Origin of the sequence: Martinezella lusitana, assembly GCF_010668395.1 — a bacterium.
Taxonomy (GTDB): Bacteria; Pseudomonadota; Alphaproteobacteria; order Rhizobiales; family Rhizobiaceae; genus Rhizobium; species Rhizobium lusitanum_A.
In genome coordinates this window covers 101,935-123,346 of record NZ_WUEY01000017.1, presented here as the reverse complement: position 1 = coordinate 123,346, position 21,412 = coordinate 101,935, and the positions used below count along the sequence as shown (strand labels likewise).

Here is a 21,412-nt window from a genome sequence, read left to right as displayed (position 1 = left end):
TGCGCCATGCCCTTGCCATCTGAAATGCGTTTCGTGGATCTGCCGTCCTTTGGCGGACCTGAGGTCATGACCATCGGCCGCAAGCCCTTGCCGATTTTGAAGCCGGGCGAGATCCTCGTTCGGGTCGAGGCTGCCGGCGTCAACCGGCCGGATGTGGCGCAACGGCAGGGCACCTATCCGCCGCCGAAGGAGGCAAGCCCGATCCTGGGCCTCGAAATCGCCGGCGAAGTCGTCGACGTTGCGCCCGGCGTCACGGAATTTGCGATCGGCAACAAGGTCTGCGGTCTCGCAAATGGCGGCGGCTACGCCGAATATTGCGTCCTGCCGGCGGGCCAGGCGCTTCGCTTCCCGAACGGCTATGACGCGGTGCGCGCGGCGGCCATCCCCGAAACGTTCTTTACCGTATGGGCCAATCTCTTCCAGATGGCGGGCCTTACCGAAGGGGAAAGCGTGCTGATCCACGGCGGTTCCAGCGGCATCGGCACGACGGCAATCCAGCTTGCGCGTGCTTTCGGCGCGACCGTCTATACGACGGCGGGATCGAAGGAAAAATGCGAGGCGTGCGAGAAGCTGGGCGCGAAGCGGGCGATCAACTACAAGCAGGAGGATTTCGCCGAGGTCATCAAGGCTGAAACGGCGCATGGCGTCGATGTCATCCTCGACATGATCGGCGCCGCCTACCTGGAAAAGAATCTCGCCTCGCTTGCCCGCGACGGCTGCCTCTCCATCATCGCTTTCCTCGGCGGCGCCGTTGCCGAAAAGGTCAACCTGCAGCCGATCATGGTCAAGCGCCTGACGGTGACCGGATCGACCATGCGCCCGCGCACGGCGGAGGAAAAGCGCGCCGTCCGCGACGATCTTTTCTCGCAGGTCTGGCCGCTGCTCGACGAGGGCACGATTGCCCCCGTCATTCACAAGGTCTTTGCCTTTGACGATGTGGTCGAGGCGCATCGCTTGCTGGAAACCAGCGACCACATCGGCAAGATCATGCTGAAGCTGGCCTGATCGTGAAGGACAGCACGATGGCGATGAGGCCGGGTATTGCCATCAGGGCGTAGAGCCAGGTCGCCGCCGAGAGGCCGCCGGCAATGCCGCCCGGATGGGTGAGGCCCGCGCCGTTGGCGATGACGCCCGCGAGCGCGGCGCCGAACGCACCGCCCAGCGATTGCGTCATCGAGATCGCCGCCGAGGCCTTGTCCTGCTCCGTTCTGCGGGTGATGCCGATGACTTTGGTCACCAGATGCGCCCAGCCAAGCCCGACGCCGAATCCCATCAGGAACATGGCGACGACGGCAGGCGCGAACCTGGCAACCGCGTCGAAAGGCGTTGCGGTCGCCAGGACGGGAATCAACGATGCGGTCGCGGCGGTTTCCAGAATACAGCCGGCAATGATGGCGATCGCGGCCTGCTTGCCGGAGAAAGATGCGCTGAGCAGGGCGGCAACGGTCCAGCCCAGTGCGACGAGCGCAACGAGATAGCCCGAGACCAGCGGCGTGACGTCGTGCAGGGTCTGCAGGAAGTAGGGAATGTAGATGTCGCTCGTCAGCACCATCATGGCCATGAACATCGTCAGGTAGAGCCGCGAGATCGGGTTGCCGAGCATGGCCGCGCCATAGGGAAGCAGGCGCGTATCGCTCTTGCGTTCGATTGCGACCATCGTCGCGACGAGCACGATCGACGCTGCGATCAGCAGCACCGTGTATGATCCATGTTCGACGGTGCTTGCGATGTTGACGAACAGGACCGCGGCCAGCAGCAACCCGATCTGGATCAGTGGCGTCCTCGTATCCGACCGATCGTCCGCGACAGCAGGCAGCAGCCATCGCGCCGAAAGCGCCATGATTACGGTCAGCGGTACGAGAACGATGAACGCTTCGCGCCATGCGCCTCCCGCGGCGAAAAGCCCGCCGAGCGTCGGCCCCAGCACCGTCGCGACACCCCAGATGGCCGCATAGAGGGTGGAGGCCTTGCGCCACAGAACTTCCGGATAGACGAAGCGAATGAAGGCATAGGCGAGCCCGGATAGCATGCCCGCACCATAGCCCTGGACGGCGCGGCCGACCAGCAATACGGGCATCAACGGTGCGACGGCGCAGATCAGGCTGCCGACTCCGAATGTGATCGCCGCCGCAACATAGACGGCGCGCAGGCCCATGCCCTTCGGCCTTGTGGCGACTGTAATCGAACCGAGCACGCCGGCGGCGACGAAAAGCGTCGTCATCCACGCGAACAGCTCGAGGCCGCCGATATCCCGGACGATGGAGGGCGCGATCGTGGCGGTGATATAGGATTCGACGGCATAGAGCGTGACGCCGCCGCCGAGCATCAGCGTCGCCGGCAGAAGTTTCGGCGAGAACAATGCGAAGACGGAGGAGGATGGATTGGAAGCGGTGTTTTCGATGCTGGACATCGGACGATCCTCGGTATTTTCCCTAGCGATTGATTATTTTCCAAGTTATAGTTTGGAAAATTACATGGTCATCGTATTAAAACAAGAGAAAACTTGGAAAAATGCGTCAGTCGCCTGCCAATCGAATCCTGATCCTGTTGAAAACCGAGGGACCGCAACTGGCGTCGGCTGTCGGCGATGCGCTCGGCATATCGTCGGAGGCGGCCCGGCAGCAGCTGACGAAGATGGCGGAGGAAGGATTGGTCGAGCCGGCGGCAGAGGCTTCCGCCGGCAGGGGCAGGCCGCGGCAGCTCTGGCATCTGACGGTCGCCGGCAACAGGCAGTTTCCGGATGGTCACGCTGACCTGACCGCCGCATTGCTTGCGACCATGGTCAGCCAGTTGGGGCAGGGGGCCGTCGATACCATCATCTCCGCCCGCGAAACGGAGACGCTCCGGCGCTATCGCAGCGAAATCGACCTCGATGCCGATCTGCCGGCACGCGTCGCGAGCCTGGCCGCCATCCGCACGCAGGAGGGCTACATGGCCGATCATTGGCAGGACGGCGACGGCTCGCTGATGCTGGTGGAAAATCATTGCCCCATCTGCGCGGCCGCCTGCGCCTGCGCCGGCTTCTGCCGATCTGAGTTGGAGACGTTCCGCGCGGTGCTTGGCGCGCAGGTCGAGCGGGAGGAGCACATTTTGCTCGGCGCGCGGCGTTGTGCCTACAGGATCCGCGACGCGGCCTGAGGGGCTTTTTTTGATGCGCGGCGCCCGCATCGGCGATTGGCAATCCACGGTTCAGCGGCTATCACTGCCCATCCCGCAAATCAAAGGCTGTTTTCCATCATGTCGAATCCCGTCTGCGTCGAAGTCACCCGTGGCAACCAGGTCGAAAGCCACCATCGCGGCTCCATAGTGGTTGTCGATGGCGATGGTAAGCTGGTCTTCTCTGTCGGCGATATCGAAAGCGGCGTCTTTCCGCGTTCCGCCTGCAAGGCGATGCAGGCCCTGCCGCTGGTCGAAAGCGGCGCCGCGGACGCTTACGGCTTCGGCAATAAAGAACTGGCGCTCGCCTGCTCCTCCCACAACGGCGAGGACGAGCACGTCACGCTCGCCGCCTCGATGCTGGCGCGCGCCGGCCGCGATGTCGGCACGCTCGAATGCGGGGCGCATTGGTCTTTCGATCAGAAGACCCTGATCCATCAGGCCCGCACCATCGAAAAGCCGACGGCGCTGCATAACAACTGCTCCGGCAAGCACGCTGGTTTCGTCTGCGCCTGCTGCCACCAGGATATCGATCCCGAAGGCTATATCGGCTACGATCACCCGCTGCAGCAGCAGATCCGCGAGACGATGCAGAGCCTGACCGGCGCTATCCTCGCCCATGACAATTGCGGCACGGATGGCTGCTCGATCCCGACCTACGCAGTGCCGCTCAAGGGATTGGCGCATGGTTTCGCCAAGATGGCGACCGGCGTCGGTCTGGAGCCACTGCGCGCCAAGGCCTCGCGCCGGCTGTTCGACGCCTGCATGGCGGAACCCTTCTATGTCGCCGGCACCGATCGCGCCTGCACCCAGCTGATGCGGATCGCTCCCGGCCGCATCTTTGCCAAGACCGGCGCCGAGGGCGTGTTTTGTGCAGCGATCCCCGAGCAGGGCATCGCCATCGCCGTGAAATGCGATGACGGCACCGGTCGCGCGGCAGAGGCCATGGTGGCAGCGACGCTGGCCCGCTTCTTCGAGAAGGACAGCGCAGCTGAAGCCGGTCTCACGGCAATGGCCCATAAGCGGCTCAAAAGCTGGAACGGCATCCATGTCGGCGATATCAGGCCGGCGGCGGCCCTGACGGCATAAGCCCCGCCTCTGCGGTTCAGATCCTTGTCTGGCGAGCCGGCAGATGTTGCCGGACGACCTTGTATTCCTGCCAGATGAGGATCATGACCACGAGGTCGAAAACGGTGAGAATGATGAGCCCGATGCCGTGCGTGTCGGCGAAGCGGTAAAGCTGGTAGGCGATGAAAAGCCCCAAGGCCACCAGCGATGCCGGATAGGCCCACATCTTGCCCCTGAGCAGGCCGATGACGAGCAATACCTTCACCAGCCCGTGGCTCAGCAGGTAGTAGGCATAGAAATTCTTGGTGCCGACGGAAAAATCCTGAGCCCAGGTCAGCAGATGGGTGGCGATGAAGTCCTTCGGGTCATTGAGCAGCTCGGGCTGCGTGATCCTGTTTGCCAGGCTTAGAATGGATTCTGTGCTGACGAGCGCGAGCGCGATGCCGCCGATGCATTCGATCAAGGCATGCGCGCCCTTCAAAAGAATGCTGACTTCGAAGAGCTGGTGAATGCGGCGTTCGTTCATGGACAATCGTAACCTCTTGCGCCTCTTGAGGTGGGCTTGATCGGCGACGGCCGCAAGGCAAGCCGATATCCAATCGGCATAGGATCAATCTGCGACCGGATCGTGATGACGGCGACGCAATCCTAACCTGATATCATGTTTCGGCGGGCAGGGTGCGCCACGCGTGTCAGGCCAGGAAGATCGGCAGCTCGGCGTCGCGATAGGGAGCCAGGCTTTCCTCAAAGATACCGGACGGCACGATCAGGCCGGAAACGCTCTTTATCGGCAGGATCTGGCAGGGCGAGGCAGCATCGAGCTTCTCGGCTGTCGCCAGCACATAGGTTTCAGCCGCGCATTGCGCGATATGCCGCTTGATGGCTGCTTCCTCGAAATCACCGGTCGAAAAGCCGCGGGCGGGATGAATGGCGGTGACGCCCAGAAAGAAGAGATCGGCCCTTATGGACGCGATCGCCGCCATGGCGGCGGCGCCCGTTGCCACCATCGAATGCTTGTAGAGTTTGCCGCCGATCACGATCACCTCGGCGGTGGGGTGGTGCTCCAGTTCGCCTGCTATCGTCGGGCTGTGGGTGACGATAGTGACGGCCAGGTTCTTCGGAAGATGGCGGGCGATCTCGGCATTCGTGGTGCCGCCATCGAGAAATACGGTCTGCCCCGGTCGGATCATGTTGGCCGCATAGGCGCCGAGCCTGCGTTTCGCATCCGAGGAGACTGCCTGCCGGGTCGAAAAATCCGGGAGCTCCGGCGAAAGCGGCAGCGCGCCGCCATGCACCCGCTTCAGCAGTTTCTCCGCCGCCATTTCCCGCAGGTCCCTGCGGATCGTGTCTTCGGAAAGGCCGAGATCGTCTGCCAGCGCCTTGGCGATCACCTGGCCGTCCCGGCGCAATCTTTCGAGAATGAGGGCTTTGCGTTGGCTGGTCAGCATGTCGGTCTCTGCATGTTATTTCACGAAATATCGTGAATCTATCAGAATAGATTCGACATTCAAGAAAATATGCGCATATTCGTGCAAATTCCTGCAGGGAGCAGGTGAGAATGGAGAAATGACATGTTGATCTTGATTGCGGGCCCTTACCGATCCGGCACCGGGGACGATCCCGTGAAAATGGCCGAAAACCTCAAGCGGCTGGAGGCGCCGTCTTACGCTCTGTTCAAGGCCGGGCATCTGCCTATGATCGGCGAATGGGTCGCCCTGCCGGTATGGCATGCCGCAGGCGGCAAGAGCATCGGCGACGATCTGTACGAGGAGATTTTTCATCCGACAGCTGGTCGGCTGCTGCAGCTTTGCGAAGGCGTCCTGAGGTTGCCGGGCGATTCCAAGGGCGCTGACAATGACGTTCGCATCGCCCGCGAGCGTGGTATTCCGGTCTGGTACAAGCTGGAAGACGTGCCCGGCTGCGCCTAAGAATCGGTCGCCCATCTCCATGGTCCGACATCATGGGGATGGGCAATCAGCCGAATCGATCAAAACCTTTTGTAGCGGCCATCGGTGTCGGCTACTTCCGTATTGATCGGGTTACCGTTAGCTTTCCGGGGAATCCAATCGAGGAATGGAATATGCTGACATTCTATTACGCACCCGGAAGCTGCGCGCTCGCCAGTCTGATTGCCTTGCAGGAGTCCGGTCTCGCCTTTGAGCACCGCCGCCTCATTCTTGCCAACGGCGATCAGCGCCAGCCTGATTATCTGGCCATCAACCCCAAGGGGCGCGTTCCGGCACTGGTAACCGACAAGGGCGTCCTTACGGAAAATATCGCGATCCTGGCTTACATCGCCCAGATCGCGCCCGCCGCCAAGCTGGCGCCGCTCGACGATCCCTTCGAATTCGGGCAGATGCAGGCCTTCAACAGCTATCTCTCGTCGACGGTCCATGTGAACCATGCGCACAAGGGACGTGGCACCCGCTGGACCGACGATGCCGCCGCCATCGAGACGATGAAGGCCAAGGTGCCGCAAACCATGACCGAAAGCTTTGCCTTGCTCGAGGACAAGCTGCTGAAAGGCCCCTGGGTGATGGGAGAGCAATATACCGTCGCGGACTGCTATCTCTTCACCATGGCAAAGTGGTTGCCGGGAGACAATGTCGATCGCGACCAGTTCGCGAAGGTAAGCGCCCACTATGCGCGCATGCTCGAGCGCCCGGCCGTGCAGACGGCGCTTGCCATCGACGAGGGCTGATCGCCTCAGCCGAAAGTTGCCTGAAGCTTCTTCGGGGCGCGGTACCGCCACGCCTCGATAAGACGCCGTTTCAGTTCCTCGTCACCGATTGCGGTGATGCGCAGGGGCAGGGAAGGCCAGCCGACATAGTGATCCGTCTGGAAATAGATGTCCGGCGCCATCTCGATGAGCTGTTCCTTGCGGTCGACCGGCAAGGACAAGACGACGGTCTCGTTATTCTTCACCGTCACGAAGGCTTTGCCGCCGACTTTGAAGGCCGGCAGGCCATAATACGCGCTGGGCTCCACGCCCGGCAGGCCGGCTTGAGTTATCAGCCGCCGCAGTCGTTCCGCGATGGCGTCCATATCGACGTTCGATGTCATGCGCGCGAGTGGGGTCAGATCTCTCCTACGCGCATTCTTCCGGCTGAATGGCGCGCTTGTCCATAGGCCGCCCCAGATTTTCCGGCATCAGCGGCAGATCGGCCAGTTCTTCCAGCGACATGGCGGCAAGCATGGGATGCTGCAGCGGATCGCCTTCCTGTTCGCCATCCCCTTCCAGCGGGTGACTGAAGAAAAACTTCAAGATCGACATGGCATGCCTCCTTGGCGTCCCGCATCGATGCAACCATGACGGCATCAGCCAGCGGGATAGCGGCATTTCGCAATTCCATGCTGCAACAATCGCGCTTATTCTCACTTCGTTCAATTGAGAATGCCGAGATGCTGATATAGATATTCTATATGAGAAACCTCAATAACGTTCATCTGAACGGTCTTCGTGCCCTTGAGGCGGTCGGTCGGCTCGGTTCGCTGCAGGCAGCGGCCGACGAACTCGGCGTGACGGTCGGCGCAGTCAGCCAGCAGGTCATCAAGGCCGAAGCGCAGCTCGGCCGACCGCTTTTCGAGCGCACGTCCAAGGGCATGACGGCCACGGCATCGGGCATGGCGGTGTTGGCAAGGCTCGGCGAAGGATTTCAGGCGCTGTCGGCGGCAATCTCCCTCGCGCAGCACAAGGACGAGAATATCCTCACCATCTCCGTTGCGCCGGTTTTCGCCGCCCGCTGGCTGGTGTATCGGCTCGACCGCTTTGCCAGCCGCCATCCGGATATCCGTCTGCGCATCGATGCCACCACGCGCCTGATCAATCCGGCGACGTCGGATGTCGATATCGGCATTCGGGTCGGCAGCGGCCAGTGGCCTGACGTCAAGTCGGAGCTGCTGCTGGCGCAGGAGGTTTTCCCGGTCGTCACGCCCCAGATCGCCGCGACGCTTCGCGAGCCCGCCGATCTCTTGAAAATTCCCGCCGTCATCGACGGACATGCGATGTTCAGCTGGGAGCTATGGCTGCACGAGGCCGGCCTGTCGGGCCATCGCATAGAGGAGCGGCACATCTTCAACGATGCGTCGCTCTGCCTGGATGCGGCCATGGCGGGGCAGGGCGTGATGCTCGCCTGGCAGACGCTGGCCGCCTATGCTCTGGAGCAGAAATGCCTTGTCGATCCCTTCGGCATCCGCGCCAGAACGGGCTTCGGCCACTACTTCGTCACGGCAGAAGGGATGCGCGAGCCGAAGAAGGTGACGGCTTTCAAGGCCTGGATCCGCGAGGAAATGGAAGAGAGCATCCGCCTCTTCCAATAGGTGCCGTCAGGCTGCCTCCTTGCCGCGGGTCGCCTGCATGGCCTTGTAGGCATCGCGCGACTGGCAGCGCTCGATCCAGGCTTTCGTCTTCGGGCGGGCGTCGAAGAGCTCCTGCTCGGTCTGGGCATAGCGCAGCACTTCGGCGAGGTTGAGATCCGCGGCGGTGAAGCGGTTCCCGACGAGATAATCCTGATCTCGCAGATGCTTCTCCAGCACGTCGAGCGGCTTCTTCAGCCAGCGGCAGGCAACCGCGATCCCGGCCTTTCCAGGCTCGGTATTCTCCTTGGCATTGTCATAGATGCGGACGATTGCGACGCTGTGCGGCTCGACCTCGGTCGCGGCCCACATTGTCCACATCGACATCAGCCCTTCCTCCTCCACCGTCCTGCCGGCAAGCGGGCCGCCATATTTGCGCGCGAGATAAAGGTTGATGGCAAGCGATTCATGCATGATGAGATCGCCATCCTTGATGCAGGGGATCATGCCCATCGGATTGATCGCCAGAAACTCCGGCGACATCGTGTTGATCTGTGCGTCGGCGGCGAGCGGATTGGCGAGCCGCCCGGCCTGCATGACCGGCACGGACTTGAACGCGATGCCGAGTTCCTCCGCCATCCAGTAGTTGCGCGATGCGCGCGAGCGATAGACGCCGTAGATCGTCAGCATATGGGTCTCCAAGGTTTTGAGTCGCGCGAGGTTATTGGCGGGTATTGGCGAAGGGAAGAGGCTTGCACCGATATCTGCGATCAAAGCTTTTGATGCGCGGTGGGCCGCCGGGCTGTCTCGAAGGGCGAGGGCGGATGGCTGACGCTAGCGACGAGCACGAAATATCCGCAGGCCGCCCGAAATCTTTGCAAATCATGCTGTGCGCATGCCGCCTTCGTTCGGAAATTAGCGCCGACGCATGTTAGAGTTCTGGTATGGTTTTCATCGGAAGCGGTAGGAGGCTTTCGGCGAAAATGCATTTGCGCAATTGGTGACTGCGATCTCGGGAGGAGAGCAGATGCTTGCGACCAGCGTATCGCTAGACGACAAATATACCGCAGAGGAAGGCCGCGTTTTCATGACCGGCCTGCAGACGCTGGTGCGGCTGCCCATGACCCAGATGCGGCGTGACCGCGCCGCCGGTCTCAATACGGCAGCCTTCATTTCCGGTTATCGCGGCTCGCCGCTTGGCGGCTACGACCAGCAGCTTCTGAAAGCGCAGACTTACCTCGACGCCCATGACGTCACTTTCCAGCCTGGGATCAATGAGGATCTCGCCGCCACCGCCGTCTGGGGCTCGCAGCAGGTCGGTCTATCGCCCGGCGCCCGCAAGGACGGCGTGCTCGGCATCTGGTACGGCAAGGGTCCCGGCGTCGACCGCTCCGGCGACGTTCTGAAGCACGGCAATGCGGCCGGCACGTCCAAACACGGCGGCGTGCTCTGTTTCGCCGGCGACGACCATTCCGCCAAATCTTCCACCATCCCGCACCAGACCGACCACGATTTCATGTCGGCGGTCATCCCGGTCATCTATCCCTCGTCCATCCACGAATTCCTGGAATACGGCCTGCTCGGCATTGCCATGTCGCGCTATTCCGGCTGCTGGGTCGGTATGAAATTCATCGCAGATACCGTCGAGACGACGGCAGCGGTCGACTTGTCGGGCGAGAGACGCCAATTTGTCTTGCCGACCGACTTCGAATTGCCTCCCGGCGGCCTGAACCTGCGGTGGCCCGATCCGCCCCTGGTGCAGGACGATCGCCTGCAGACCTACAAGGCCTATGCCGCCATCGCCTTCGCCCGCGCCAATCGCGTCGACGAAGTCACCCATGACGTGCCCAATGCGCGCTTCGGTATCATCTCGTCAGGCAAGGCCTATGAGGATGTGCTGCAGGCGCTGCGCGAGCTGGAGATCGGACCGCGGGAAATGGCCGCCATCGGCATGCGTATCCTCAAGGTGCGTATGCCTTGGCCGCTGGAGCCGGAAGCCGTCCGGCACTTTTCGGAAGGGCTGGACAAGGTTCTTGTCGTCGAGGAGCGGCGCGAGATCATCGAAAACCAGATCAAGCAGCAGCTGTTCAACTGGCGGGCCGATGTCCGCCCGCGCATCGTCGGCAAGTTCGACGAGCACGACAAGCCCTATCTCAGCCTCTCGGCGGCGCTGACCGTCGGCGCGGTCGCGAGAGCGATCGCCGGACGCATCGTCAAGCTCGATCTGGATCAGGGCCTGCATGACCGCATCGCCGCCAAGCTCGCCTATCTCGCCGAGCGCGGCCAGATCAGCCGCAGCCATGTCGCGCCGCTGAACCGCACGCCGTTCTTCTGCTCAGGCTGTCCGCACAACACCTCCACCCGCGTTCCCGAAGGCAGCCGCGCCATCGCCGGCATCGGCTGCCATTACATGGTCACCTGGATGGACCGCAACACCGAGACCTTCACCCAGATGGGCGGCGAGGGAGTGCCCTGGACGGCGATCGCCCGCTACACCGACGAAAAGCACATGTTCGTCAATCTCGGTGACGGCACCTATTTCCATTCCGGCATTCTCGCCATCCGCCAGTCCGTCGCCTCCAAGGTCAACGTTACCTACAAGCTGCTCTACAACGATGCCGTCGCCATGACCGGCGGCCAGCAGATCGACGGCTATCTGACGCCGCAGCTGGTGACGAAGCAGCTGCACGACGAAGGCGTCAAGCCGATCTACCTGCTGTCGGACAATCCGGATGCCTATCGCGCCTCCGAGCTGGCGCCCGGCGTCAAGGTCCTGCATCGCGACCATATCGATCAGGTGATGCTGACGTTGCGCGAGACCGAGGGCTGCTCGGCGATCGTTTACGTCCAGACCTGTGCCGCCGAGAAGCGCCGCCGCCGGAGCCGCGGCCTGATGGAGGACCCCGCGAAGCGTGTCTTCATCAACCCGGCCGTCTGCGAAGGCTGCGGCGATTGCTCGGTGCAATCCAACTGCATCTCGGTCGAGCCGCTGGAAACGGAATTCGGCCGCAAGCGCCAGATCAACCAGTCGAGCTGCAACAAGGATTTTTCCTGCGTCAAAGGCTTCTGCCCGTCCTTCGTGACGGTTCATGGCGGCAAGCGGCGCAAGCGCAAGGCGCTTGAGCACGCCGATGTTGAAGTGCCGATGCCCGAAATCCCCGTCATCGGCGACCGGCCCTGGAATATCGCGATAGCCGGCGTCGGCGGCACCGGCATCCTGACCGTCGGCGCCATCCTCGGCATGGCCGCGCATCTCGACGGCAAGGTGCCGATGATCCTCGACATGGCCGGCCTCGCCCAGAAGGGGGGAGCGGTCATGAGCCATCTGCGCATCGGCCACAATGAGGCCGACGTCACCTCGTCGCGCATCGTCAATGGCGGTGCGGATCTGCTGTTTGCGGCGGATGAGGTGGTCGGTGCCTCCAAGGACGCGATCACGCTCTGCTCCTCGACGCGGACCACGGCCATCGTCAACACCGGCCTGATGCCGGTCGCCGATTTCGTCCGCAACCGCGATTTCGATTTCAAGGCCGGATCGATCCAGCACACGATCGCCAAGACCGTGAGCGACAAGTCCGTCTTCCTCGATTTCAACCATGTCGCGACCGAGGTGACCGGTGACGCCATATCGACCAACATCCTGCTGACCGGCTTTGCCTGGCAGCGCGGCCTGCTGCCACTCTCTCTCGAAGCGATCGAAAAGGCGATCGAGCTCAACGGTGTCGCCGTCAAGGCGAGCCTGTCCGCTTTCCATTGGGGCAGGCTTCTGGCGCATGATCCGCAGGCCGTGCATGCCTTGATGGCCGAGCCGTATGCCGGCAAGACTCTGGTGGATATGAGCCTCGATGAGCTCGTCAAGCATCGCAAGGCGCATCTGACCGCCTATCAGAATGCGGCGCTTGCCGAGCGCTATGCCGCTTTTGTGGCTCACGCCCACGCGCTGGCCGCAAGGGAACGGCTTTCGGACAAGATCCCCTTCGCCGTCGGCGTCACCTATGCGCGGGTTCTGGCCTACAAGGACGAGTACGAGGTCGCCCGTCTTTTGACGGATCCGGCTTTCGAGGCGCATCTGCGCGAGGAGATGGAAGGCGATTTCAAGCTGGCCCTCAATCTTGCCCCGCCGATCCTCGGCGGCAAGGATCCGAACGGCCGGCCGAAGAAGCGTGAATTCGGTGCCTGGATCCTGCCGTTGCTGCGCGCCCTTGCGCCAATGAAGCGGCTGCGCGGGACTGCTCTCGATCCCTTCGGCTATATGGCCGAGCGCCGCCTGGAACGTCGCCTGATTGCCGAATATGAAGGGATAGCCGAGCGCGTGCTCGCCGGCTTGCGCCACGACAATGAGGCGGAAGCTCTTGCCATCCTCTCATTGTTCGATGAGATAAGAGGCTTCGGCCCGGTCAAGGAGGAAGCTGCCCGGAAGATCATGGTCCGGATTGCCGACAAGCTGAAGATCTACGAGATGCCGCAGCAGAAAGAGCATGTCCCGGCAGATGCAGCATGACGGCTGCGGCCGGAACTTGAAGCGGGGACAACGAGACATACGTTCGAGAAGATCGCGCGTTCGGAAAGGTCGGGAGGAGAAGCCGCATGTTTGAAGGGGGACTGAACTTCGCGCTGGGCGAGGACATCGACGCATTGCGCGAGCAGGTGCGTCGCTTTGCCGATCGCCGCATCGCACCGTTTGCCGACGAGATCGATCGCAACAACAGTTTCCCCATGCATCTCTGGAAGGAGATGGGCGATCTCGGCCTGCTCGGCATCACCGTCGACGATGCCTATGGCGGTGCCGGCCTCGGCTATCTCGCCCATACGATCGCGATGGAGGAGATCAGCCGCGCGTCGGCTTCCGTCGGCCTGAGTTACGGCGCCCATTCCAACCTCTGCGTCAACCAGATCCACCGCAACGGCACGACGGCGCAAAAGGAGCGCTATCTTCCGAAGCTGATATCGGGCGATCATGTCGGTGCATTGGCCATGTCGGAGCCGGGTGCCGGCTCCGATGTCGTGTCCATGAAGCTGCACGCTGAAAAGCGCGGCCGTCACTATGTCCTCAACGGCAGCAAGATGTGGATCACCAACGGCCCGGATGCCGATGTGCTCGTCGTCTACGCCAAGACTTCGCCCGATGCGGGCCCGCGCGGCATTACCGCTTTCCTGGTCGAAAAAGGCTTCCCCGGCTTCTCCGTCGGCCAGAAGCTCGACAAGCTCGGCATGCGCGGCTCGAACACCTCGGAGCTGATCTTTCTCGATTGCGAAGTGCCGGAGGAGAATGTTCTCGGGCAGGTCGATGGCGGCGTCCGCGTGCTGATGTCGGGTCTCGACTACGAGCGCGTCGTGCTGTCGGGCGGTCCCGTCGGCATCATGGCCGCCTGCATGGATGTGGTGCTGCCCTACATGCATGAGCGCAAGCAGTTCGGCCAGTCGATCGGCGAGTTCCAGCTCATGCAGGGCAAGCTTGCCGATATGTACGTCACCATGAATGCGGCCCGCGCCTATGTCTATGCGGTCGCAGCCGCCTGCGATCGCGGCGAGACCACGCGCAAGGACGCCGCCGGCTGCATTCTCTATTCCGCCGAGAAGGCGACGGCGCTGGCGCTGGAATGCATCCAGGCGCTCGGCGGCAACGGCTATACCAACGATTATCCGGCCGGCCGGCTGTTGCGCGATGCCAAGCTCTACGAAATCGGTGCCGGCACGTCCGAAATCCGGCGTATGCTGATCGGCCGCGAGCTGTTCGGCGAGACGGCCTGATTTCGAACCCCATTCCCATCAACCGGTGAAGCGCATGACCGTCCTGAAATCAGAGATATCGACGCATACGGATCGCTTCCGGGACAACCGCGCCGCGCTTCTCGAGGCGATCGGCGTGGCCGAGGCGGCGGTGGCGCAGGCGGCGGAAGGCGGCGGCGCCCAGGCGCGCGAGCGCCATGTCGGCCGAGGCAAGATGTTGCCGCGCGATCGTGTTGCGGGATTGATCGATCCGGCCACGCCGTTTCTCGAGATCGGGACGACGGCCGCTCATGGCCTCTATGGCGGCGATGCGCCCGGTGCCGGGCTAATCGCCGGTATCGGCCGCGTCTCCGGCCGCGATTGCATGATCGTCTGCAACGACGCCACGGTCAAAGGCGGCACCTACTATCCGATCACGGTCAAGAAGCATCTGCGGGCGCAGGAGATTGCGGCGGAAAACAATCTCCCCTGCATCTATCTCGTCGATTCCGGCGGCGCCAACCTGCCGAACCAGGACGAGGTCTTTCCGGACCGCGATCATTTCGGCCGCATCTTCTACAATCAGGCCAATATGTCGGCGGCCGGCATCCCGCAGATCGCCGTCGTCATGGGCTCCTGCACCGCAGGCGGCGCCTATGTGCCGGCCATGTCGGACGAGACCATCATCGTCGACAAGCAGGGGACGATCTTTCTTGCCGGACCGCCGCTGGTCAAGGCGGCAACAGGCGAAGTGGTCTCGGCCGAGGATCTCGGCGGCGGCGACGTCCATACGCGGCTTTCCGGCGTTGCCGATCATCTGGCGCGCGACGATGCCCATGCGCTTGCGCTCGCCCGGCAGGCGGTCGCCAACCTCAACCGCCGCAAGCCCGAAAGCGTCGAGCTTCGTTCGCCCGAACCGCCGCTCTACGACCCCGAAGAAATCCTCGGCATCGTCCCTTCCGATCTGCGCACGCCCTATGACGTGCGCGAGGTCATCGCCCGCACGGTGGATGGCTCGCGCTTCGACGAATTCAAGGCCCGTTACGGCACGACGCTGGTCTGCGGCTTTGCCCATATCCATGGCATTCCGGTAGGGATCATCGCCAACAACGGCGTGCTTTTCTCGGAGTCGGCGCTGAAGGGCGCGCATTTCGTCGAGCTTTGCTCGCAGCGCAAGATCCCGCTCGTTTTCCTGCAGAACATCACCGGCTTCATGGTCGGGCGCAAATACGAAACCGAGGGCATCGCCAAGAACGGCGCCAAGCTGGTGACGGCCGTTGCCACCACCAAGGTCCCGAAGATCACCATGCTGATCGGCGGCTCCTTCGGCGCCGGCAACTACGGCATGGCCGGCCGTGCCTATTCGCCGCGCTTCCTCTGGACATGGCCCAACAGCCGAATCTCCGTCATGGGCGGGGAGCAGGCGGCGGGCGTGCTCGCCACCGTGCGGGGCGAAGCGCTGGCGCGTGCCGGCAAGCCCTGGACGAAGGAGGAGGAGGCCGCCTTCAAGGCGCCGACGCTCAAGATGTTCGAAACCCAGAGCCACCCGCTCTATGCCTCGGCCCGTCTTTGGGACGACGGCATCATCGACCCGCGCAAGAGCCGCGACGTGCTGGCTCTGTCGCTTTCAGCAGCACTCAACGCGCCGATCGAAGACACACGCTTCGGTCTTTTCAGGATGTGAGGAGATGGAGATGAAACGCGATGCCATCAATGCCAAGAATGCGCCGCAACCCCGCGGCGGCTATGCGCAGGCGGTAAAACTCGAGAGTTTCGAGCGCTTGCTCTTCGTCAGCGGCCAGATACCGACCGATGTCGACGACGCCTTGCCAGAGGGTTTTCAGGCGCAGGCGCGGCAGGTCTGGCACAACATCGACGCCCAGCTCAAGGCGGCCGGGATGACGAAGGACGATATCGTCAAGGTCACCACCTTTCTCGCCGACCGCCGCCACACGATGGAGAATCGCGAGATCCGCGCCGAGTATCTCGGCCCGCTCACGCCTGCCATGACTGTCGTGATCGCGGGCATTTTCGATACCGCCTGGCTGCTCGAGGTCGAGGTTATCGCCGCGCAATAGGATCCGCCGATGTTTTCGAAGATACTGATCGCCAATCGCGGGGAAATCGCCTGCCGGGTCATCCGGACGGCACGGCGTCTGGGCATCCGCACGGTCGCCGTCTATTCCGACGCCGACAGGGATTCCCTGCATGTGGCGCTGGCCGACGAAGCCGTCCACATCGGCCCGGCGGCTGCGAGCGAAAGCTATCTTTCGAAGGAGAAGATCATCGCCGCCGCTGAGCGGACGGGCGCCGAAGCCATTCATCCCGGCTACGGCTTTCTTTCGGAAAATGCTCACTTCGCTGAAGCGGTCGAGGCTGCTGGCCTGGTTTTCATCGGCCCGTCACCGGCCTCCATCCGCGCCATGGGGCTCAAGGATGCCGCCAAGGCGCTGATGGAGCGTGCCGGCGTGCCAGTCGTTCCCGGTTATCACGGCGACGGGCAGGAGCCGGGCTTTCTTGCCGGGCAGGCAGCCGGCATCGGCTTTCCGGTTCTCATCAAGGCGCGCGCCGGCGGCGGCGGCAAGGGCATGCGCCGCGTCGATCGGCCGGAGGATTTCGAGGCCTCGCTGGAGGCGGCAAAGCGCGAGGCGAAATCCGCATTTGGCGACGATGCGGTGCTGATCGAGAAATATCTGGTCAAGCCGCGCCACATCGAGATCCAGGTCTTCGGCGACAGCCAAGGCAATGCCGTGCATCTCTTCGAGCGCGATTGCTCGCTGCAGCGCCGGCACCAGAAGGTGATCGAGGAGGCGCCGGCGCCCGGCATGACGGAGGAGATGCGTAGCGCCATGGGCGAGGCGGCCGTCCGCGCCGCCCGCGCCATCGATTATCGCGGCGCCGGCACGGTCGAGTTCATCGCCGATGTCTCCGACGGCCTGTCGCCGGATCGTTTCTTCTTCATGGAAATGAATACCCGCCTGCAGGTCGAGCATCCCGTCACCGAGGCGATCGCGGGCGTCGATCTGGTCGAATGGCAATTGCGCGTCGCCAGTGGCGAGCCGCTGCCTAAGACGCAGGACGAGCTTGCCATAAACGGCTGGGCCTTCGAAGCCCGTATCTATGCCGAAGACCCGTCGCGCGGCTTCCTGCCGGCAACCGGCACCCTTTCCCACCTTCGCTTTCCCGAAGGCGATGTCCGCATCGATGCCGGCGTGCGCGAGGGCGATACCATCACCCCGCATTACGATCCGCTGATCGCCAAGCTGACCGTGCATGCGCCGGATCGCGCGGCTGCCCTTGCCGGCCTCACGCGCGGTCTGGAACAGACGCAGGTCGCGGGAACCACCACCAATCTCGATTTCCTCATCCGGCTCAGCCGCCAGCCGGATTTCGCGGCCGGCCATCCTGACACGGGACTGATCGACCGGGACGTGGAGGCGCTGACCGCAGCGCAACAGCCCGACGATGCCGCCCTTGCCATCGCCGCGCTTGTCGAGGCGGGCGAGTTTGTTCGAAACACCGGCAACGACCCATGGCTCTCGCTCGGCGCCTGGCAGCTTTGGGGTGAGGCAAGCCGCCCCGTCACGCTGCATTTTGCCGGTGGCCAGAGGAGCTGCCGGGTGACTGCCGGGGATCGGGCGCTTTTCAGCGTCGCCTTCGATGATCGCACCATTCCTGTCCGCCTGCTTGCGGGTGAGGGCGTTTCCCGACGCGTCGAGATCGATGGCAGGCAGTCGCGCGTCGATATCTTCGAGACATCGTCAGGCGTCACCCTGTTTCTCGACGGGCAGACGCATCATTTCCACCGCCTCGATCCGCTCGACGGCGGCGAGGAAACAGCCAGCGGCGGCGACCGCGTGATTGCGCCGATGCCGGGTCTCGTCAAGATCGTGCGCGTGCATGAGGGGGATACGGTGACCAAGGGTCAGGCGCTGATCGTCATGGAGGCCATGAAGATGGAGTTGACGCTGACGGCGGCTCGCGACGGCATCGTGGAAAGCCTGCATGTCGGCGAGGGCGACCAGACCAGCGAGAGCGCCGTGCTTCTGTCGCTTCGGCCGGAGGATGCGGCATGACCGACAAGCCTTCCAGCCGCGTTACCATCGTCGAGATGGCGCCGCGCGACGGCCTGCAGAATGAGAAGCAGCCGGTCGATACCGCGCGCAAGATCGAGCTGGTGGACCTGCTGTCCGACTGCGGTTTCGAGCGCATCGAGGTCACCAGCTTCGTCAGTCCGAAATGGGTGCCGCAGCTTGCCGATGCGGCCGCGGTCATGGCCGGAATAAAGCGGCGTTCAGGCGTCCGTTACACGGCGCTGGCGCCGAATATGCAGGGGTTCGAGGCCGCGCTTGCGGCCGGGGCCGATGAAGTGGCGATCTTCGCTTCGGCGTCCGAAACCTTCTCCATGCGCAACATCAATTGCTCGATCGCCGAGAGCATCGAGCGCTTCCGGCCGGTCGCCGCAGCCAGCCGCGAACGCGGTCTGCCATTGCGCGGTTACGTCAGCTGCGTCGTCGAATGCCCCTATGAAGGCGCGGTGCCGCCGCAAAATGTCGTCAACGTCGCGTGGCAATTGCGGGCGCTCGGCTGCTACGAGATCAGCCTCGGCGACACGATCGGCAGAGGTTCGCCCGAGGCCGTCGACCGGATGCTCGCCGCAGTTCTGGGCGAACTCCCCGCAACAGTGCTTGCCGGCCATTTTCACGATACGTCTGGCCGCGCGCTCGAGAATATCGCCGTCGCCCTGGAGCGCGGCCTGCGCGTCTTCGATGCCGCCGCCGGCGGTCTCGGCGGTTGTCCCTTCGCCCCTGGGGCCAAGGGCAATGTCGACACCGTTTCGGTTCACGACTATCTGTCGGCGAGGGGTTACGACACCGGCCTCGACAAGGACAAGCTCGCCCGCGCCGCCGCCTTTGCCCGCAGCCTCAGGAGTGCCCCATGATATCGCAAACGATCCGTGTCGCCACCGATGAACGCGGTGTTGCCCACCTCACGCTGGCGCGCTCCGAAAAGCATAATGCTTTGTCGGCCGGGATGATCGATGACTTGACGGCGGCAACGCACGATCTCGCTCATGACAAGACGGTTCGGGTCGTCGTGCTGACCGGCGAGGGGCCCAGTTTTTGCGCCGGCGGCGATCTCGGCTGGATGCGCGCGCAGTTCGACGCCACGCGTGCCGGACGCATGGCCGAGGCACGCCGGCTTGCCATGCTGTTCAAGGCGCTGAACGAGCTGCCGAAGCCGCTGGTCGCCCGCGTCCATGGCAATGCCTTCGGCGGCGGCATCGGCATCCTCAGCGTCTGCGACATGGTGATATCGGCATCGACGGCCCGTTTCGGCCTGACGGAGGTGCGTCTCGGCATCATCCCGGCCACCATCAGCCCCTATGTCGTCGCCCGCATCGGTGAGACGAACGCCCGCCCGCTGTTTCTCTCCGGCAAGATCATCGATGCCTGGCAGGCGCATGCCGCCGGTCTCCTGTCGCGGGTCGTTGCAGAGGACGCATTGGATGAAGCCGTAGAGGCCGAGGTTCGCCATTTCATGGCGGCCTCTCCGCAGGCCGCGGCTCGCGCCAAGGCCTTGGCGCGCTCTGTCGGCAGGCCGATCACCGACGACATGATAGATCATGTCGTCGAGCAATTGGCGGATGCGTGGGAGACCGAAGAGGCGAGGGAGGGCGTCACCGCCTTCTTCGAAAAGCGGCAGCCGAACTGGCGATTGGCCTAAACGAGCCTGTTGTTTTCGATGGTCAATTGCGGGAACTGCGTGTTCCCTTTGACCAATTCGCCGGAGGCGGGCTTGTCCCAGCGAAAGCCCATGATCGCGCCTTGCTCCATCTCCTGAAAGAGGTTGCCGGCAATCACGGCCGAGCCGGCGCCGTCCGCCACCGAAACGACGCAGCCGATGCCGGCGTGCCTGACGATATTGCCGGTTGCGACGACGTTGCGGAGATACTGGCCCCAGCCGAGCCTTAGCCCCCAGAGCGGCGCGTTCTCGATGACATTGTCGGCAATCAGTGTATCGGCTTCCGCCGAGATGCCGATGCCAAAGCCGCCGTCCTGCGCATAAGGCGCTGTCAGCGACAGGTTGCGGATGACGTTCCCCGTCACCGAGGCGAGCCTTCCGCCCTTGTCGAAATTGGTGACGGCGATGCCATTGGCAGCGCCGTCGACCAGATTGTTGCTGATCGTCGCGCCGACGAACTCGAATTCGCAGTAGATCGCGGTTTCGCCGGAACGCAGGCATTGATTGTTCGAGATCTGCACGTTCGATGCCGAGTTGGCGCGGATGGCGGTGAAGGCGCAATCGGCAACATGATTGCCCGAGACCGTGACGCCATCGGCGCGGAAGACGTTGATGCCGTTGCCGTTCTGGCCGGTGCCGCCGTCATTGGCGCCGATGCGGGCAATGCGGTTGTTGATGACGCTGCTGCCATCCTCGGCCTTGTCCCAGCGGTGGATGAGGATGCCGCCATTGCCGCAATCCTCGACGCGGTTGCTGCTCACCGCCAATCCGGTTGACTGGACGGAATAGATGCCGGCTTCCGCAGCACCCGAGATGCGGCTGCGCTCGATCCGGCCGCCGCAGCGCTCAAGCTGCAGCGCATGCTTGCGGCTGCCGGCGATTTCGCAATTGTCGATCAGCACCTCGTCGACGCCGGTGAATTGCAGCAGGCCGCCGGCATAGTCGGCGAGCCAGCGATTACCGCCGTCGAGCACGAGGCCGGAAAGCTCGATGCGCCGGGCCTTGTCGGCATTCATCAGATGGCCGTCACCGCTGTAGACGAGCCGCGAGGCACCGGGAACGCCGGTAATGCGCGTATTGTCGGGCAGCGTCAGATTGGAAATGTTGTAGGTGCCGGGCGGTAGGAAGAGCGGAATATTGGTGCGCGCCGCATTGTCGATCATCGCCTGCAGCTTGCCGCTCTTGAAGTCGCTCGCGCCCGGCGTCGTCTTCAGCGCAATGGCGTCGATCGGCCCCCGCAGCTCGACACCGGTCATCTTGGCGAGCGGTGCTGCAAAAACGCGCGGCGCAAGCAGGCCGGCCGCAGCCGAGGCGGCGATGGAAGCGATGAAGGCGCGGCGTTGAATCATTGCGAACTCCTGGAACATCACCCGCCAAGCAGAAATCGTGCCACGCCGATCTGTCCCGCTTTGGTACAGGAGGTTGCCGTTTACCCGCT

Annotated in this window: 20 protein-coding genes; 13 read left to right on the top strand and 7 right to left on the bottom strand. The window is 63.2% G+C overall.

Annotated elements, in window-relative coordinates:
- Nucleotides 1–6: 6 nt before the first annotated feature.
- The gene (locus GR212_RS27735) at nt 7–1,005 is read left to right on the top strand and encodes an NAD(P)H-quinone oxidoreductase (protein WP_163991595.1); all 999 of its coding nucleotides are present in this window, start codon (nt 7–9) and stop codon (nt 1,003–1,005) included.
- Here the strand turns inward: GR212_RS27735 and GR212_RS27730 are convergent.
- Entirely contained in the window at nt 986–2,410 is a 1,425-nt protein-coding gene (locus tag GR212_RS27730) for an MFS transporter (protein WP_163991594.1), read from the bottom strand. The two genes, GR212_RS27735 and GR212_RS27730, sit on opposite strands and share 20 nt — an antisense overlap.
- A 101-nt stretch (nt 2,411–2,511) precedes the next feature.
- On the opposite strand from GR212_RS27730, the gene GR212_RS27725 reads away from it, so the two are divergent.
- Nucleotides 2,512–3,138: a helix-turn-helix transcriptional regulator gene (locus GR212_RS27725; protein ID WP_163991593.1), complete on the top strand. Its 627-nt coding sequence runs from the start codon at nt 2,512–2,514 to the stop codon at nt 3,136–3,138.
- A 99-nt stretch (nt 3,139–3,237) separates the two neighbouring features.
- Entirely contained in the window at nt 3,238–4,245 is a 1,008-nt protein-coding gene (locus tag GR212_RS27720) for an asparaginase (RefSeq protein ID WP_163991592.1), read from the top strand.
- A 16-nt stretch (nt 4,246–4,261) separates the two neighbouring features.
- Here GR212_RS27720 and GR212_RS27715 read toward each other — a convergent pair whose 3' ends face one another.
- Together GR212_RS27715 and GR212_RS27710 are read right to left on the bottom strand one after the other, a co-directional pair.
- On the bottom strand, nt 4,262–4,750 hold the full coding sequence (locus GR212_RS27715; protein ID WP_163991590.1) for a DUF2127 domain-containing protein: 489 nt from the start codon (nt 4,748–4,750) through the stop codon (nt 4,262–4,264).
- A 166-nt stretch (nt 4,751–4,916) separates the two neighbouring features.
- On the bottom strand, nt 4,917–5,672 hold the full coding sequence (locus GR212_RS27710; RefSeq protein WP_163991588.1) for a DeoR/GlpR family DNA-binding transcription regulator: 756 nt from the start codon (nt 5,670–5,672) through the stop codon (nt 4,917–4,919).
- Nucleotides 5,673–5,795: 123 nt separating this feature from the next.
- Here GR212_RS27710 and GR212_RS27705 point away from each other — a divergent pair, with 123 nt between their 5' ends.
- Nucleotides 5,796–6,152, top strand: a complete 357-nt coding sequence (locus tag GR212_RS27705) for a DUF4406 domain-containing protein (RefSeq protein WP_163991586.1) — start codon at nt 5,796–5,798, stop codon at nt 6,150–6,152.
- A gap of 152 nt (nt 6,153–6,304) precedes the next feature.
- Nucleotides 6,305–6,925 (top strand): glutathione S-transferase family protein, encoded by a 621-nt coding sequence (locus GR212_RS27700; RefSeq protein ID WP_163991584.1) that lies wholly within the window; start codon nt 6,305–6,307, stop codon nt 6,923–6,925.
- A 5-nt stretch (nt 6,926–6,930) separates the two neighbouring features.
- Here the strand turns inward: GR212_RS27700 and GR212_RS27695 are convergent, their stop codons facing one another.
- Together GR212_RS27695 and GR212_RS27690 are read right to left on the bottom strand one after the other, a co-directional pair.
- Nucleotides 6,931–7,287, bottom strand: coding sequence for an MmcQ/YjbR family DNA-binding protein (locus tag GR212_RS27695; protein WP_163991582.1), 357 nt, complete (start codon nt 7,285–7,287; stop codon nt 6,931–6,933).
- A gap of 25 nt (nt 7,288–7,312) precedes the next feature.
- Nucleotides 7,313–7,498 (bottom strand): hypothetical protein, encoded by a 186-nt coding sequence (locus GR212_RS27690; protein ID WP_163991580.1) that lies wholly within the window; start codon nt 7,496–7,498, stop codon nt 7,313–7,315.
- 149 nt (nt 7,499–7,647) lie between these two features.
- Between GR212_RS27690 and GR212_RS27685 the strand changes: the two genes are divergently transcribed.
- Nucleotides 7,648–8,544 (top strand): LysR substrate-binding domain-containing protein, encoded by an 897-nt coding sequence (locus GR212_RS27685; protein ID WP_163991578.1) that lies wholly within the window; start codon nt 7,648–7,650, stop codon nt 8,542–8,544.
- A 6-nt stretch (nt 8,545–8,550) separates the two neighbouring features.
- Here GR212_RS27685 and GR212_RS27680 read toward each other — a convergent pair whose 3' ends face one another.
- Entirely contained in the window at nt 8,551–9,210 is a 660-nt protein-coding gene (locus GR212_RS27680; protein ID WP_163991576.1) for a glutathione S-transferase family protein, read from the bottom strand.
- 310 nt (nt 9,211–9,520) lie between these two features.
- Here GR212_RS27680 and GR212_RS27675 point away from each other — a divergent pair, with 310 nt between their 5' ends.
- From GR212_RS27675 to GR212_RS27645, 7 genes are all read left to right on the top strand, one after another.
- The gene (locus GR212_RS27675; RefSeq protein WP_348643563.1) at nt 9,521–13,021 is read left to right on the top strand and encodes an indolepyruvate ferredoxin oxidoreductase family protein; all 3,501 of its coding nucleotides are present in this window, start codon (nt 9,521–9,523) and stop codon (nt 13,019–13,021) included.
- A gap of 86 nt (nt 13,022–13,107) precedes the next feature.
- Nucleotides 13,108–14,271 (top strand): isovaleryl-CoA dehydrogenase, encoded by a 1,164-nt coding sequence (locus GR212_RS27670; protein ID WP_163991572.1) that lies wholly within the window; start codon nt 13,108–13,110, stop codon nt 14,269–14,271.
- 34 nt (nt 14,272–14,305) lie between these two features.
- Nucleotides 14,306–15,913 carry a carboxyl transferase domain-containing protein gene (locus GR212_RS27665; RefSeq protein WP_163991570.1) on the top strand — a complete coding sequence of 536 codons (1,608 nt, stop codon included), beginning with the start codon at nt 14,306–14,308 and terminating at the stop codon, nt 15,911–15,913.
- Nucleotides 15,914–15,923: 10 nt separating this feature from the next.
- Nucleotides 15,924–16,307 (top strand): RidA family protein, encoded by a 384-nt coding sequence (locus GR212_RS27660; RefSeq protein WP_163991568.1) that lies wholly within the window; start codon nt 15,924–15,926, stop codon nt 16,305–16,307.
- A 9-nt stretch (nt 16,308–16,316) separates the two neighbouring features.
- Complete coding sequence (locus GR212_RS27655) at nt 16,317–18,305, top strand: acetyl/propionyl/methylcrotonyl-CoA carboxylase subunit alpha (protein ID WP_163991566.1); 1,989 nt, start codon at nt 16,317–16,319, stop codon at nt 18,303–18,305.
- A complete protein-coding gene (locus GR212_RS27650) occupies nt 18,302–19,171 on the top strand; it encodes a hydroxymethylglutaryl-CoA lyase (RefSeq protein WP_163991564.1) in 870 nt (289 codons plus the stop codon). The genes GR212_RS27655 and GR212_RS27650 overlap by 4 nt, the downstream gene beginning before the upstream one ends.
- The gene (locus tag GR212_RS27645; protein WP_163991562.1) at nt 19,168–19,956 is read left to right on the top strand and encodes a crotonase/enoyl-CoA hydratase family protein; all 789 of its coding nucleotides are present in this window, start codon (nt 19,168–19,170) and stop codon (nt 19,954–19,956) included. The genes GR212_RS27650 and GR212_RS27645 overlap by 4 nt, the downstream gene beginning before the upstream one ends.
- Here the strand turns inward: GR212_RS27645 and GR212_RS27640 are convergent.
- On the bottom strand, nt 19,953–21,323 hold the full coding sequence (locus tag GR212_RS27640) for a TIGR03808 family TAT-translocated repetitive protein (protein WP_163991560.1): 1,371 nt from the start codon (nt 21,321–21,323) through the stop codon (nt 19,953–19,955). The genes GR212_RS27645 and GR212_RS27640 overlap by 4 nt on opposite strands.
- Nucleotides 21,324–21,412 lie beyond the last annotated feature (89 nt).

Bases quoted from the DNA above. Each gene is read 5' to 3' on its own strand.
- GR212_RS27660 (WP_163991568.1), top strand. From the start codon at position 15,924: ATGAAACGCGATGCCATCAATGCCAAGAATGCGCCGCAACCCCGCGGC.
- GR212_RS27670 (WP_163991572.1), top strand. From the start codon at position 13,108: ATGTTTGAAGGGGGACTGAACTTCGCGCTGGGCGAGGACATCGACGCA.
- GR212_RS27695 (WP_163991582.1), bottom strand. From the start codon at position 7,287: ATGACATCGAACGTCGATATGGACGCCATCGCGGAACGACTGCGGCGG.
- GR212_RS27680 (WP_163991576.1), bottom strand. From the start codon at position 9,210: ATGCTGACGATCTACGGCGTCTATCGCTCGCGCGCATCGCGCAACTAC.
- GR212_RS27735 (WP_163991595.1), top strand. From the start codon at position 7: ATGCCCTTGCCATCTGAAATGCGTTTCGTGGATCTGCCGTCCTTTGGC.
- GR212_RS27645 (WP_163991562.1), top strand. From the start codon at position 19,168: ATGATATCGCAAACGATCCGTGTCGCCACCGATGAACGCGGTGTTGCC.
- GR212_RS27700 (WP_163991584.1), top strand. From the start codon at position 6,305: ATGCTGACATTCTATTACGCACCCGGAAGCTGCGCGCTCGCCAGTCTG.
- GR212_RS27665 (WP_163991570.1), top strand. From the start codon at position 14,306: ATGACCGTCCTGAAATCAGAGATATCGACGCATACGGATCGCTTCCGG.
- GR212_RS27715 (WP_163991590.1), bottom strand. From the start codon at position 4,750: ATGAACGAACGCCGCATTCACCAGCTCTTCGAAGTCAGCATTCTTTTG.
- GR212_RS27725 (WP_163991593.1), top strand. From the start codon at position 2,512: ATGCGTCAGTCGCCTGCCAATCGAATCCTGATCCTGTTGAAAACCGAG.
- GR212_RS27720 (WP_163991592.1), top strand. From the start codon at position 3,238: ATGTCGAATCCCGTCTGCGTCGAAGTCACCCGTGGCAACCAGGTCGAA.
- GR212_RS27710 (WP_163991588.1), bottom strand. From the start codon at position 5,672: ATGCTGACCAGCCAACGCAAAGCCCTCATTCTCGAAAGATTGCGCCGG.
- GR212_RS27655 (WP_163991566.1), top strand. From the start codon at position 16,317: ATGTTTTCGAAGATACTGATCGCCAATCGCGGGGAAATCGCCTGCCGG.
- GR212_RS27705 (WP_163991586.1), top strand. From the start codon at position 5,796: ATGTTGATCTTGATTGCGGGCCCTTACCGATCCGGCACCGGGGACGAT.
- GR212_RS27730 (WP_163991594.1), bottom strand. From the start codon at position 2,410: ATGTCCAGCATCGAAAACACCGCTTCCAATCCATCCTCCTCCGTCTTC.
- GR212_RS27640 (WP_163991560.1), bottom strand. From the start codon at position 21,323: ATGATTCAACGCCGCGCCTTCATCGCTTCCATCGCCGCCTCGGCTGCG.
- GR212_RS27685 (WP_163991578.1), top strand. From the start codon at position 7,648: ATGAGAAACCTCAATAACGTTCATCTGAACGGTCTTCGTGCCCTTGAG.
- GR212_RS27690 (WP_163991580.1), bottom strand. From the start codon at position 7,498: ATGTCGATCTTGAAGTTTTTCTTCAGTCACCCGCTGGAAGGGGATGGC.
- GR212_RS27650 (WP_163991564.1), top strand. From the start codon at position 18,302: ATGACCGACAAGCCTTCCAGCCGCGTTACCATCGTCGAGATGGCGCCG.